Source organism: Bacillus sp. NPDC093026 (assembly GCF_044754665.1).
Taxonomy (GTDB): domain Bacteria; phylum Bacillota; class Bacilli; order Bacillales; family Bacillaceae; genus Bacillus; species Bacillus maqinnsis.
On record NZ_JBIVPN010000002.1, the window covers coordinates 186,893 to 199,517 of the forward strand.

The 12,625-nt window shown below is 41.2% G+C and carries 14 protein-coding genes; 8 read left to right on the forward strand and 6 right to left on the reverse strand.

What is annotated here, in order from left to right:
* Positions 1-36 precede the first annotated feature (36 nt).
* Positions 37-429 carry a hypothetical protein gene (locus ACIQCE_RS05845; RefSeq protein ID WP_400493978.1) on the forward strand — a complete coding sequence of 131 codons (393 nt, stop codon included), beginning with the start codon at positions 37-39 and terminating at the stop codon, positions 427-429.
* Here the strand turns inward: ACIQCE_RS05845 and ACIQCE_RS05850 are convergent.
* The 5 genes from ACIQCE_RS05850 to ACIQCE_RS05870 all read right to left on the reverse strand — a co-directional run bounded on the left by ACIQCE_RS05850 (position 384) and on the right by ACIQCE_RS05870 (position 4,135).
* Positions 384-1,925: a solute symporter family protein gene (locus ACIQCE_RS05850; RefSeq protein ID WP_400493979.1), complete on the reverse strand. Its 1,542-nt coding sequence runs from the start codon at positions 1,923-1,925 to the stop codon at positions 384-386. The two genes, ACIQCE_RS05845 and ACIQCE_RS05850, sit on opposite strands and share 46 nt — an antisense overlap.
* Entirely contained in the window at positions 1,922-2,236 is a 315-nt protein-coding gene (locus tag ACIQCE_RS05855) for a DUF485 domain-containing protein (RefSeq protein WP_400493980.1), read from the reverse strand. Before ACIQCE_RS05855 ends, ACIQCE_RS05850 begins: the two co-directional genes overlap by 4 nt.
* A gap of 107 nt (positions 2,237-2,343) precedes the next feature.
* Positions 2,344-3,012 (reverse strand): glycosyltransferase family protein, encoded by a 669-nt coding sequence (locus ACIQCE_RS05860; protein WP_400493981.1) that lies wholly within the window; start codon positions 3,010-3,012, stop codon positions 2,344-2,346.
* The gene (locus ACIQCE_RS05865; protein WP_353854246.1) at positions 3,005-3,694 is read right to left on the reverse strand and encodes a methyltransferase domain-containing protein; all 690 of its coding nucleotides are present in this window, start codon (positions 3,692-3,694) and stop codon (positions 3,005-3,007) included. The genes ACIQCE_RS05860 and ACIQCE_RS05865 overlap by 8 nt, the downstream gene beginning before the upstream one ends.
* A 300-nt stretch (positions 3,695-3,994) precedes the next feature.
* Complete coding sequence (locus ACIQCE_RS05870; RefSeq protein WP_353854247.1) at positions 3,995-4,135, reverse strand: anti-repressor SinI family protein; 141 nt, start codon at positions 4,133-4,135, stop codon at positions 3,995-3,997.
* Between the two features lie 460 nt (positions 4,136-4,595).
* On the opposite strand from ACIQCE_RS05870, the gene ACIQCE_RS05875 reads away from it, so the two are divergent.
* Together ACIQCE_RS05875 and ACIQCE_RS05880 are read left to right on the forward strand one after the other, a co-directional pair.
* Complete coding sequence (locus ACIQCE_RS05875) at positions 4,596-4,979, forward strand: GtrA family protein (protein WP_400494471.1); 384 nt, start codon at positions 4,596-4,598, stop codon at positions 4,977-4,979.
* A gap of 27 nt (positions 4,980-5,006) precedes the next feature.
* Complete coding sequence (locus tag ACIQCE_RS05880; protein ID WP_400493982.1) at positions 5,007-5,264, forward strand: hypothetical protein; 258 nt, start codon at positions 5,007-5,009, stop codon at positions 5,262-5,264.
* Positions 5,265-5,298: 34 nt separating this feature from the next.
* On the opposite strand, the gene ACIQCE_RS05885 is transcribed toward ACIQCE_RS05880, so the two are convergent.
* Positions 5,299-6,144 carry a helix-turn-helix domain-containing protein gene (locus ACIQCE_RS05885; protein WP_400493983.1) on the reverse strand — a complete coding sequence of 282 codons (846 nt, stop codon included), beginning with the start codon at positions 6,142-6,144 and terminating at the stop codon, positions 5,299-5,301.
* Positions 6,145-6,328: 184 nt separating this feature from the next.
* Between ACIQCE_RS05885 and ACIQCE_RS05890 the strand changes: the two genes are divergently transcribed.
* The 5 genes from ACIQCE_RS05890 to qoxA all read left to right on the forward strand — a co-directional run bounded on the left by ACIQCE_RS05890 (position 6,329) and on the right by qoxA (position 12,615).
* A complete protein-coding gene (locus tag ACIQCE_RS05890; protein WP_400493984.1) occupies positions 6,329-7,495 on the forward strand; it encodes a galactokinase in 1,167 nt (388 codons plus the stop codon).
* A 12-nt stretch (positions 7,496-7,507) separates the two neighbouring features.
* Positions 7,508-8,500, forward strand: a complete 993-nt coding sequence (galE, locus tag ACIQCE_RS05895) for a UDP-glucose 4-epimerase GalE (RefSeq protein WP_400493985.1) — start codon at positions 7,508-7,510, stop codon at positions 8,498-8,500.
* A gap of 35 nt (positions 8,501-8,535) precedes the next feature.
* Positions 8,536-10,056: a UDP-glucose--hexose-1-phosphate uridylyltransferase gene (gene galT / locus ACIQCE_RS05900; RefSeq protein WP_400493986.1), complete on the forward strand. Its 1,521-nt coding sequence runs from the start codon at positions 8,536-8,538 to the stop codon at positions 10,054-10,056.
* A gap of 4 nt (positions 10,057-10,060) precedes the next feature.
* Positions 10,061-11,143, forward strand: coding sequence for a M24 family metallopeptidase (locus ACIQCE_RS05905; RefSeq protein WP_400493987.1), 1,083 nt, complete (start codon positions 10,061-10,063; stop codon positions 11,141-11,143).
* A gap of 515 nt (positions 11,144-11,658) precedes the next feature.
* A complete protein-coding gene (gene qoxA / locus ACIQCE_RS05910; RefSeq protein WP_400494472.1) occupies positions 11,659-12,615 on the forward strand; it encodes a cytochrome aa3 quinol oxidase subunit II in 957 nt (318 codons plus the stop codon).
* Positions 12,616-12,625 lie beyond the last annotated feature (10 nt).

Genomic DNA, 12,625 nt, shown 5'->3' on the forward strand with positions numbered 1-12,625 from the left:
CAATTTTATCATTAGGAAAATAAAGAAGAATGCATGATGGAAGTGCTTAGTACGTATTTTCGATACGATGAAGCGGGTAAAGGTCAGAAGCAAATGGATGAATTGTTTTCTGATAACGTCATGATTATGCTGAATGGCGCTCAAAAGCTTGTTCATAAAGATATTAAGCATAGTCAATGGGGAAAAAGAGAAGATGGAAACGTTGAAACAAACAGGGCCGTTTGCGGGAAGCTGACGAACGGTCATTATATACAAGTAGTAGGAATTAACATTGTTTGTTGCGCTAGACGAAAATGGAAAAATCATTTACTTAGAAAACGTTCCACAACATCCAGCATTATTTCAGCGTTACTAAAAAGCCGGCTTTTAGAGCCGGCTTTTGCTTATGAATCAGTGCCCATGTGCATCCCTGTATGTGCCTTCACTTGAATTTCTGTAAAGGTTTCATGATCAGCTTTTTCAGAGGAGAAAATCGTTCCTAAATAAGCTGCAAGGAATCCAAGTGGAATGGAAATAATGCCAGGGTTAGACAGCGGGATGAGTGGTTCACCTGTAAAAATGGCTGCACCTGACGGATCCCAGACACTCGGGCTGAGCGAGACAATGAGGAGTGCACTTAGAAGACCGGTTAAACTTCCTGCAATGGCTCCAGTTGAGTTGAATTTTTTCCAAAAGACGGTGAAGAGAATTAATGGTAAATTGGCACTTGCTGCAACTGCGAAGGCAAGTGACACAAGGAAAGCAACGTTTAAGGACTGGGCAAATAAAGCAAGAACGATTGATAGAATGGACACGCCAATTGAGGCAAAACGAGCCGCTCTTACCTGCTCTGGTTCGCTAGCTTGCCCTTTTCGAATGATCTGACTGTAGAAATCATGCGCAAATGCAGATGCGGCGGATAGCACAAGCCCTGTCACAACAGCCAAAATGGTCGCAAATGCGATAGCGGAAACAAATGCAAATAAGAAATCTCCTCCAAGGGCTTGTGCAAGTAGCGGCGCTGCCATATTTCCTGCTGCATCCGCTGCTATGATCGCTTCTGTTCCAACAAATGCAGCCGCACCGAAGCCGAGGAAAACCGTCATTAAATAGAAAATCCCGATGATCCAAGTCGCAGAAAGAACAGATTTCCGCGCGGAGATGGCATCCTTTACGGTATAAAACCGGATCAAAATATGTGGTAAACCCGCAGTCCCAAGTACCAGTGCAAGGTTAAGAGAAAGGGTTTCTAATGGGACGTCATATTTATTACCCGGATGAAGGAAGGACTCGCCTAGCGGGGTCGCTGTTTTCATTTGCTCAAACATGTTCATAAGGTTAAAATCAAACTTTGCAAACACGAGCAGTGAAATGATTAAAGTACCAAGCATCAGGAGAACGGCTTTTGTGATCTGTACCCAGCTGGTGGCGATCATTCCCCCAAACACCACATAGATGGTCATCAATACACCCACAATCAAAACCGCAATCCAATAATCAATGCCAAGAAGTAGCTTGATTAATGCTCCTGCACCAACAAGCTGTGCAATCATATAAAAAGTAGAGACAGTGATCGTATTAAAGGCAGCGACTCCTCTAATTGCAGGTCGTTTAAATCGTGCAGCAATCATATCTGCCATCGTATATTTCCCGAGATTTCGAAGCGGTTCAGCTACAATATACAAAACGACAAGGTATGCTACGAGAAAGCCAATGCTATAGAAGAAACCATCAAACCCATTTAACGCAATCATCCCCGCTATCCCTAAAAATGAGGCAGCGGACATATAATCTCCAGCGATGGCAAGACCGTTTTGAAACCCTGTCAGCCCTCCTCCTGCTGTATAAAAATCACTAGCACTGCTTGTTTTCTTCGCGGCAAAATACGTGATGACCAAAGTGAGTCCTACGATCGCTACAAATAAAATGAAAGCGGTCATGCTCATTCGTCATCACCTCGAGACTCAATTTTTAAAGCGCTTACATATTTGTCGAACTGAGCAGCCTTTTTCGCATAAAGTCCACATAAAACCCATGTCATGATGAATTGTGTGAGGGCGAATAACCAAGCCCATGAGATTGCACCAATTGCTGGTGTGTTCAAAAAGGTGAAGTAGGATGTAGCAACCGGAAGTGAAAAGTAAAAGAGAAAAAAGAAAATCGTCAACGGAACAATAAATCGGCGTTTTTCCTCAAGAAGTTTTCGGAAATCCTCTGAAGCAGCAACCTTCCTATAATGAACTTTTTTGTCTGCCATTGTTTCCTCCTTTGTACGAAATAGGGACAAGGTACTCCAATGCATATGAGACAATCTAGTTGTTTATGACAGTATAACATAAAAAAGACACCCGAAAAGGGTGCTTTTTACTGATAATTTGCAAGAAATATTTGTCTAGCTTTCTCATATGCATCCGCATCAAAGTGATCTCCGCATTTGTGAATACACCAAGGTTCTTGCTGTCTAGCGATACCGACTTCATAACCATTTTTGATAAATTCACAAGACTGCGAGACATCATAAAAATGAAACCCGTCAAAGAGATCATCACGCCACTTTATATCATATTGCGTGGCCATCAGTAGACCGTCAATAGCTGCTGCTTTAATAAAGTCACGAGGCCCGGCTTGCTCATGGACTGTTTCAAATGAAAGCAATTGATATGTGTCGTGCCGATATTCAATCACCTTGCCTCTGCAACCTTTGCTCTCCCACCAAATCCCATTGTCAGGAATACTTTCTGCTCCAATCACCCCGAGCATTCCAAGTGACGGATTTTGTAAAAAAAGTGGGATGAGTTCAAGTAACATTTGTTGTTTGACAATCAATGTATCCTGATGAAGATAAATTTTAAATTGAGCGGGATGAGTCAATGCCTTATTATATCCGGAGGCCATACTCGATGCATCTCTAATTGGAAAAACCTCAACGTGATAACCATGCGGAGCAGGGAGTAAGGCGAGCTGCCGGAAGCATGCTTGGAACATCGACTCATCGTTAACACATAGTACAAAAAGAATGGTCGGGTTATTCATTAAGCGGAACCGCCTCAACAACATATTGATAAGCTGTAGATGCCTCATGAAAATCGAAACGTATTCCATGCTTCACAAGCAGGTCGTGTAAATCATTGGTCACGTTCGCATAGGAAGGATGCTGTACACGAATGGTCTCCAGATCACGAATACGGTAACCTGCTGACTGAAAGAGTGCATGTATTTCGTGAAGGGTAAAGAAACGTAAGTGTGTTTGATCCATCAGCCCTGCATCTGTATAAGACCACCTTCCAGCTAACAATTCTAAAACAGTTGAGATATGGCCGATATTTGGGATAGATGATAGGATGGTTCCCTCCTTTTTGAGGAAGGGTTTGACTTTTTTTAAGACAGCCCAAGGATCAAGTAAGTGTTCAAGTACGTCGCCGAAGATGATGCAGTCAAATTGTTCTTGACGATAAGGGAGAGTCATCTGTTCTATATTACCGCATAGAACATGATCTAACTCCAGTTCAGCCTGCTTTGCTGCATGTTCAAATGATTCGATTCCGCATATTGTCCGCCCCTCTTGTTTCAAGGCTTTTCCAAGCTGGCCTGTTCCGCATCCAATATCCAAAATAGATGTCCATTCATCACGAATACGATTGACGATAACAGGGTTCGCGCCGTGATAATATTGATCCTTTTTTTGGTGATAATACGAAAGGGAATCTGAACTCACGCTCTACCCCACCTTTCTTTTTTTCTCATCGCTTTCATGATTAATATATGGAAGGGAAGCTTGTTTTTATAACGAAGGTAGGCAGAATTTATTCAGTGCGGGCAAAAAGAGATCATATAAAGAACATGAAACGGACTGTCCTCCTAATATAGAAAGACAGAACCCCATTGTGAGGAAGGGATTGGTATGATGAGGTGTTGAACAATTGTAGCGCGTCATGAAAGGATTTTCCAAAGGTCTATTGACCGGTCAGAACTTTTCGCCAAAGCATTCTGAAAGACAAAGGATAACGGCGTTGATTTATGGTTTGTTTATCATCTTCTGATCACCGTTGGATGTTAAAAAAGCTTGTATTTCTTCGATGCCTAGTCCGATTTTTTTCGCTTCCTGAATCAAATAAACCCACTCTTCGTCAACTCTTCTTTTCACTTGCGTTTCCATAATATCCTCCAGTTCAATAAGACATATTCATCTGCAACCAATGACTTGAACAAACCGTCTAGTAACTGTACGTGTTTTGTGAAAGCTGCCGCAAAATAGATTCTTGTCGAAAAAAGATGACATTTAACCTATTTTGTAAAAAATATCACCTACCACACTCCTAAAAAAATGACTAAAAAATCCAAAAAATATTGATTTCTTACTTCTAATAATAAACAATTGTAAAGTCAGTTAAAAGATTATAAATTAAAATAATGACAAAGACCTAAATCATATGACTCGTATAAACCATTTAGGTTAAATTGTGCCATCTCTTTGAATGACTTTCATCTTTGCAGAATGTGAATATTGTTCATTTGGGAAGTTCTTGTCAAGATGGTATTCTAAAAGAAACAGAAACCACCAAGAAGGAATGAAGAAAGACATGTATAGCCTTTTTCAAAAGTATCAAGAAGTCGTCATGTATCTTGTCATGGGTGTGTGTACAACCATTGTCAACATTGTCAGCTTCTATCTATTCGTTGAGATGTTTTCCATGGATTATAAAACGGCAACGGTTGTTTCATGGGTATTTGCTGTTCTCTTTGCCTATATCACCAATAAGAAGTATGTCTTCAAGCAAAAGGCACGTGACACAAAAAGCCTGATGCGTGAGCTTTCTTCATTTTTTAGTGTACGTCTCATGTCTCTAGGTGTTGATATAGGGCTGATGATTTTATTTGTGAGCCAGATGGCATTAAATGAAACCGTCGCAAAAATTCTTGTTAACTTTGTGATTGTGGTGGTCAATTATGTCGCCAGTAAATGGTTCGTCTTCAAGAAAACAAAAGAAGATGCGATTTAACCACATGAAAAAGATAGGTGATCTGAAATGAGCAGCAGGCCAGACGAATTATATGATGTCATATATCAACAAACAGAAAAGCAGCATGAACAAGTGCTGAAGCTAGTCAAAGAAATGACCGCACATCCAGAAGCGTTTACGGAACAAGAAAAAGAAAAGATCGATCGCATGGACATTGCGCTTCAAACGGCAACGGACATTTTAGAAAACTTAATGACCCCTGACACGCAAATGACCATTGTTTTAAGACAAGGGAGAATTCGTGTTGATCTGACGAAAGCGTAAAAGAAGCAGCCAATTGAAAAGCGGCTGCTTTTTATTATGCATCGCTTGTTTCCCGCAGTTGCTTTGGAGACATGCCGATTTTCTTGCGAAAGACTTTATTTAAGTAATTCGCATTTCGGTAGCCGCACTGTATGGCGATTTCTTCAATCGAGTATTTCGTTGTTTTCAGTAACGTTTCCGCCTTTTCTAATCGAATATTTGTTAAGTAGTGAATAGGTGTAAAGCCAGTTGCCTTTTTGAATTCCCTCGTAAAATGACTTTTGGATAAACGTGCCACAGCCGCCATATCGTCAGGACCAATTTCTTCGTGAAAATGATGGCTTGCAAATAAAGCTGCCTGTACGATTGGCTCAGGCCATTTCTCCATTTGTCCTTCAAGCTTTGGCAAATAAGAATAAAGTTCCATGACAAATTGATAAGCAAGGCTAGACCCCTCAAACGAATTGGTAATCCGTCTTTCACAGGCTTCATCATAAATCTTCTTCAGCAGGCGGATCGGTTTGGAATTTGGATGAAAACGTATGACCTGCTTTCCTTGTTCTATAAAATGATCGAAGCAAAAATCACAGGCTTCCCCGTAAAGCGTCAAATATAGGAATTCCCAATGCTCACTGTCCTCTGGGAAAAAGTATTGGTAGGCACTGGGGCTTTTCACAAGAAAGGCCTGTCCCGGCAAAACTTTGTATCGTTTTTGACCAATTTCAATCATGCCATGACCGGACAGTGTGAGCTGAAAGATGCATTTGCCTTGATCCTTCCGCTCTACGCCATTCCAGCTGTATAACGAAGATGATTGAACTTCCCAGCCGACAGACCAAATTTGCGCCGGCAATGTCACATCCGAATGGTGAAAACGAAATGCAAATGCTTCTTTCTTCAAATTGGAAATCCTCCTTCACAGCAAAAAACAACCTTTTTTGGTTTTGAATCATGGTACACCTCATATCACATCGTACCATCCACAGCAAAAAAAGGGTATTTTTAAACGGTTTTTTTACCATTGAACACCAGCCATTTAGACAACTAAAATAAGATTATCAGAACAGAAGAAAAGGGGAATGGATATGATCGATACCTTGCGAGCGGCATTTCATCAACAATTTGGGAATAGGGAGCCACTTCGTTATTTTTTCGCCCCAGGCAGGGTGAACTTGATTGGTGAACATACAGATTACAATGGGGGACATGTTTTCCCGTGTGCACTTACACTAGGTACTTATGCGGCATGTGCAAAACGGTCAGATGGTCTTGTCAGGATGTATTCCCTGAACTTTGAAGAAGAAGGTGTGAAAGAAGTGGACCTTTCTGAAATCGCTTACGAAGAGTCAGACGGCTGGGCGAACTATCCAAAAGGTGTATTCAGCAAGTTTGCAGAAGCAGGAATGAACGTGAAAGAAGGCTTTGATATTGTGTACTTCGGTAATATTCCAAATGGTGCAGGACTGTCTTCAAGTGCCTCCATTGAACTTGTCACAGCTGTATTGATGAATGAATGGTATTCATTTGGCGTATCAAACGTCGATCTTGCCCTTCTTGCACAGCGTGCAGAAAATGAATTTATTGGCGTCAATTGCGGGATTATGGATCAATTTTCTATTAGTCTCGGAAAAGAAAATCATGCCATACTTCTTAAATGTGACACCCTTTCTTATGAGTACAGTCCATTTCGACAAGATGGTCTATCACTTGTCATCGCCAATACAAACAAAAAGCGGACACTGGCAGATTCCAAATACAATGAACGCCGAGCAGAGTGTCAGTCTGCCTTAGATGATCTCAGAAAAGAATTAGACATCGCGCATTTATGTGAGCTAACCGCTGATGAATTTCAGCAGCATGCCCATTTGATCCAAGATACAACGAGCCTTAAACGTGCGAGACATGCGGTGACGGAAAATGAACGGACCTTGAAAGCTGTAAATTTTCTGAAAGATGATAAAATTGAGGAACTAGGCGCTCTGATGAAGGCATCTCACCTCTCTTTAAAAAATGATTATGAAGTAACTGGACTTGAATTAGATGCACTTGCAGAAGCAGCTTGGCGTCATCCTGGTACGATTGGTTCACGAATGACCGGTGCAGGCTTTGGCGGCTGTACAGTCAGTATTGTGAAAGATGAGTTGCTGGACTCATTTATAGAAGAAACAGGTGCGATTTATTATGAAAAAACGGGCATTCAAGCATCGTTTTACACAACTGGAATTGGAAACGGCGCAAGAGAAATAACATAAGGAGGAATGGTAATGACAATTTTAGTTTGTGGAGGAGCAGGTTTCATTGGCAGTCATGCGGTGGCAGCCCTTTTAGCCAAAGGAGAAAATGTGGTGATTGTCGATAATCTCCAGACAGGTCATAAAGAAGCTGTCCTCGAGGGAGCGGTATTAGAGCAAGGTGATTTAAGAGATACAGCCTTTTTAAGGAACGTCTTTGAGACACATTCAATTGAAGCAGTCATGCACTTTGCTGCCGATTCGCTAGTCGGTGAAAGTGTCATTGACCCGCTAAAGTATTATGACAACAATGTCGGCGGGGCCATTGCCTTACTTCAGGTGATGAACGAATTTGATGTGAAAAAGATTGTGTTTTCTTCAACAGCTGCTACATATGGTGAACCAAAGCGTGTGCCTATTGTGGAAACCGATGAGACGAATCCAACCAATCCTTACGGTGAAACCAAATTAGCGATTGAAAAAATGTTGAAATGGTCTGAGAAAGCATACGGCATTGAATATGTTGTGCTTCGCTACTTTAATGTGGCGGGTGCTCATACAGAAGGGCTTGTCGGTGAGGATCATCAGCCTGAGACGCATCTCATTCCCATTATCCTTCAAGTAGCTCTTGGGAAACGGGATCAAATCATGATTTACGGTGATGATTATGAAACAGATGATGGTACATGCATTAGAGATTATATTCATGTGATGGACTTAGTAGAGGCACATATCTTAGCAGTTGATCGTTTGCGGCAAGGAAAAGGGAGTGCAACTTATAACTTAGGAAATGGTACAGGTTTTTCCGTCAAGCAGGTTGTAGAAGTGGCAAGAGAGGTAACAGGTCATCCTATACCAGCACAGGTGGCAAAAAGACGAGCAGGAGATCCGGCAAAACTCATTGCTTCATCCGACAAGGCGCTCCAAGAACTAGGGTGGCAGCCTCAATACGCAGATCTTCATACAATCATTCAAAGTGCATGGGAATGGTTCCAGAAACATCCGGAAGGCTACCAGAGTGAATAAAACCTAACCGGCAGGCATGAGAGGAGAAAGAGGGAATGGCAATTGATATTTTTGAAAAACTTGAACAGTTAATTCGATACGGGATAGATACAGAGCTCATCACACCACTTGATACAGATTATGTGAGGAATCGACTGCTGGAGGTGCTTGGTCTTGATGACGCTGAGCCAAGAACGGTCTCAGGTGGTATCGAAATTGAAGAGATTTTGTCACCTATTTTAGATTGGGCAGTAGAAACAGGTCTTCTTCCTCATGGAACAGATACGTATCGCGATTTACTTGATGCAAAAATCATGGGTTGTTTGGTGGCACCGCCAAGTGTGATTGAAGCCAAGTTTGAAGAGATACGTCTTCATGAAGGAGCAAAGGCAGCCACAAGCTGGTTCTATGAGATGCAAAAAAATGCACATTACATTCATACGGGCAGAATAGCCAAAAATGTTCAGTGGTTTACAACAACAGACGATGGTGTGCTGGAAATCACAATCAATCTATCTAAACCGGAAAAAGATCCAAAGGCAATTGCTGAAGCCAAGAAGCTCAGTCAAAAGCAATACCCTCTTTGTCTTCTCTGTAAAGAAAACGTTGGATTTCAAGGGCGAATCAATCATCCAGCTAGACAGAATCACCGTATTATTCCTGTCACGTTAAAAGGAGAAGCGTGGTATCTGCAATTTTCACCTTATGTGTATTACAACGAACATTGTATTGTGTTCAAAGGCGAACATGAGCCGATGAAGCTTACAAAAAAAACATTTGAACGCTTGCTTTCCTTTATATCAATCTACCCGCATTATTTCATTGGATCGAACGCTGATCTCCCGATTGTCGGAGGCAGTATATTAAGTCATGATCATTTTCAAGGCGGTGCTCATGAATTTCCGATGGCGAAAGCAGAAATGGAGGATATCTTTTCTCTTAAGGCGTTCCCAGAAGTGAAGGCTGGGATTGTGAAATGGCCAATGTCAGTCATTCGATTGCAAAGTAACAGTCAGCAAGTTCTTGCAGACGCCGCTGGTTACATTCTAAACAAGTGGAAAACGTATTCAGACCAAGAAGTCAATCTGATTTCTCATACGGGAGATACCTCGCACAATACCATCACACCTATAGCACGCCGCCAAGGTGAAGCTTATGAATTAGACCTTGTGCTCCGTAATAATCGTACAGATGAACAACATCCGTATGGTATTTTTCATCCGCACGAAGAAGTACATCATATTAAAAAAGAGAATATCGGATTAATTGAAGTCATGGGTTTGGCCGTTCTTCCTGGAAGATTAGCCGATGAATTGAGCCAATTAAAAGAAGCGCTATTATCCAAGCAGCCTCTTGAAGAAATCAAACTCCGCCCTGCCATCATGAAGCACGAAAGGTGGGCAAAGCACATGCTCGAAGAGAAAACCTTCACAAAAGACAATGTAGCAGCTATTTTACAAGAGGAGATCGGGCACATCTTCTCTCGCATTCTCGCACAAGCTGGTGTGTTTAAAAGAACAGAGCAAGGGAAAACAGCTTTTAAACGTTTCATTCATACATTAAACACAGGCGGGTGATGAAATGATAGAACAAGTGAGAAATCTTATGAAAGAAAAACAGCTCGACGGTGTCCTTGTGCAAAAACGAAATAACTTCTCTTGGCTGACTGGAGGAAGAAGGAATCACATTGTTTTAAACACGCCAGAAGGTGTCTGCAAGCTGCTTGTGTTGAAAGATGACATTGTATTGTTTGTGAATCAAATGGAAGAAAAACGAATCATTGAAGAAGAAATGGCGTATGTCGATCACCCATTTCAAGTGGTGACGATGGATTGGTATGAAGAGGATGACACTTACGTTCAAACATTCACGAAAGACAAACGAATTGGGGCAGATACACAGATGGAAGGGTTTGAATGGATTGAGGCAGAATTGTCTCACATTCGATCTATTCTCTCCCAATCACAGCTCAATCAATATGAGAGTCTTTGTCATCAGGCGGCGGTTATAGTAGAAACGGTTTGCAAAGAAATCGTTCCGGGTCAAACGGAGCACGAGATTGCTTCACTTGTGGCGCAAAAAGCAATTGCTCAGGGGATGACCATTGAGGTACTGCTTGTCGCAACAGATGACCGCATTTATCAATACCGTCACCCCATTCCAACAGAGAAAGCCTTGCAAAAGCATGCGCTCGTTGTTCTTTGTGCTGAACGGCATGGACTCGTCGCCAACGTCACAAGGTCAGTTTACTTTGGGCGTCTCCCGAATGACCTTGAAGAAAACAAAGAAAGGCTTGCGCGGATTGATACGGTCATGAATGCGGCAACACGTCCAGGAAGAACCATTGGAGATGTGCTCAAAGCAGGAATTGCCCAATATGAAAAAGAGGGTTTCCCTGACAGTTGGAAAAAACTTCACCAAGGCGGAAAGACGGGTTTTGTGTCCAGAGAGATCATTGCAGTGCCCTCATCAGAGGAGGAAATCCAGCTTCATCAGGTGTTCACATGGAATCCATCATTGCCTGGTTTAAAATCAGAGGATACAATAGTTGTAGAGAAAGAGGGAAATCGATTTTTAACCTATACTGGTAAATGGCCGTATATTGAAATCGAACATGAAGGTCACGTCTACAGACGACCTGACATCTTGGTAAGACATGGATAAAACCGATAAGCCGGCGATAAGCCGGTTTTTTGATGAAATTCTGTAGTGAGATTTCACTCATTTATCACGATTACCATTTCTTACAACGCATAGGTCAGTGATCGAAGCTTTCTTTTCTCGTTAACTTGCGTTAAAATAAGTAAGGTTTTTGTTAAATACGGGATACCTATTTAGAAATTGTTTACCTAGATAAAATTTCATAAAGTTAAATTGAAATTTGACCAAACTTTTTTATTGTGGTAAACCTAAATTTGACAAAGTTCTTTCTTGTATGTCCTTTGCCTTCAACTCTCAACTTTTCAAATTCCTAGAAATTTATTGTTCATACAATAATATAAATTTATGTCGAAATTATGACACTTTAATAGAAATCTGTTAAAAAATAAATGAACTTTTTAAAAAAGGGAAGCTAACTTCTACAGATTTTGATAGCATTACAAAGGGAAGAAAAGTTTTAGAAGGCAGATGGCTTTTCACAATGATTCAGCAATTTATACATTATATAAGGAAGGATGGTGATCTTCTTGTTCAGAGCCATTAAACCTATGCTTTTATTAGCGATGCTCGTGAGTGTTTTTATATTAGGAGGTTGCAGCAATATTGCTGTTTTAGATCCTAAAGGACCAGTCGCAGCACAACAAAAAGACTTGATTCTCTTATCAATTGGATTCATGCTCTTTATCGTTGGTGCGGTATTTGTTCTATTTACCATCATCTTAGTTAAATACCGTGAGCGGAAGGACGTTGGAAACGCCTCTTATAACCCAGAACTACACGGGAATACGCTTCTAGAAGTTGTCTGGACAGTGATCCCAATATTAATCGTTGCTGCCCTTTCGATTCCAACTGTGAAAACAATTTATTCTTTGGAAGAGGCACCACAAGCAACAAGTCACAAAGATCCGCTTGTCATCTACGCAACAGCTGTCGATTGGAAATGGATCTTTAGTTATCCAGAGGAAAATATTGAAACAGTGAACTACTTAAACATTCCAAAGGATCAGCCGATTTTATTCAAAATCACTTCCGCTGATACAATGGCATCACTTTGGATTCCTCAGCTAGGTGGAGAAAAGTATGCAATGGCTGGAATGGAAATGGAACAGTACCTTCAAGCTGATGAAGTAGGCACATATGAAGGAAGAAACGCAAACTTCACAGGTGAGGGTTTTGCTCAGCAAAAATTCAAAGTCAATGCAATGACGCAGTCTGACTATGATCAATGGGTAAACAAAACGAAAAAAGAAGCACCGAAGTTAACGAAAAAGACGTATGACTACTTGATGCTTCCTGACGCTGCAGATGTGCAGACATTCTCATCCACACATTTATCCTTTGCGAAGCATGGAGAGGATTCTGAATACGCACTTCAAGCTCGCAAACGTTTAGGTTATGAAGCAGTTTCTCCGCATTCAAAAACAGATCCTTTCGAGAATGTGAAGAACTATAAAAGAAAACTAGAAAGTGAATAAACTGACTAAG

Bases quoted from the DNA above. Each gene is read 5' to 3' on its own strand.
- ACIQCE_RS05845 (WP_400493978.1), top strand. From the start codon at position 37: ATGGAAGTGCTTAGTACGTATTTTCGATACGATGAAGCGGGTAAAGGT.
- ACIQCE_RS05850 (WP_400493979.1), bottom strand. From the start codon at position 1,925: ATGAGCATGACCGCTTTCATTTTATTTGTAGCGATCGTAGGACTCACT.
- ACIQCE_RS05855 (WP_400493980.1), bottom strand. From the start codon at position 2,236: ATGGCAGACAAAAAAGTTCATTATAGGAAGGTTGCTGCTTCAGAGGAT.
- ACIQCE_RS05860 (WP_400493981.1), bottom strand. From the start codon at position 3,012: ATGAATAACCCGACCATTCTTTTTGTACTATGTGTTAACGATGAGTCG.
- ACIQCE_RS05870 (WP_353854247.1), bottom strand. From the start codon at position 4,135: ATGGAAACGCAAGTGAAAAGAAGAGTTGACGAAGAGTGGGTTTATTTG.
- ACIQCE_RS05875 (WP_400494471.1), top strand. From the start codon at position 4,596: ATGTATCTTGTCATGGGTGTGTGTACAACCATTGTCAACATTGTCAGC.
- ACIQCE_RS05880 (WP_400493982.1), top strand. From the start codon at position 5,007: ATGAGCAGCAGGCCAGACGAATTATATGATGTCATATATCAACAAACA.
- ACIQCE_RS05890 (WP_400493984.1), top strand. From the start codon at position 6,329: ATGATCGATACCTTGCGAGCGGCATTTCATCAACAATTTGGGAATAGG.
- galE (WP_400493985.1), top strand. From the start codon at position 7,508: ATGACAATTTTAGTTTGTGGAGGAGCAGGTTTCATTGGCAGTCATGCG.
- galT (WP_400493986.1), top strand. From the start codon at position 8,536: ATGGCAATTGATATTTTTGAAAAACTTGAACAGTTAATTCGATACGGG.
- ACIQCE_RS05905 (WP_400493987.1), top strand. From the start codon at position 10,061: ATGATAGAACAAGTGAGAAATCTTATGAAAGAAAAACAGCTCGACGGT.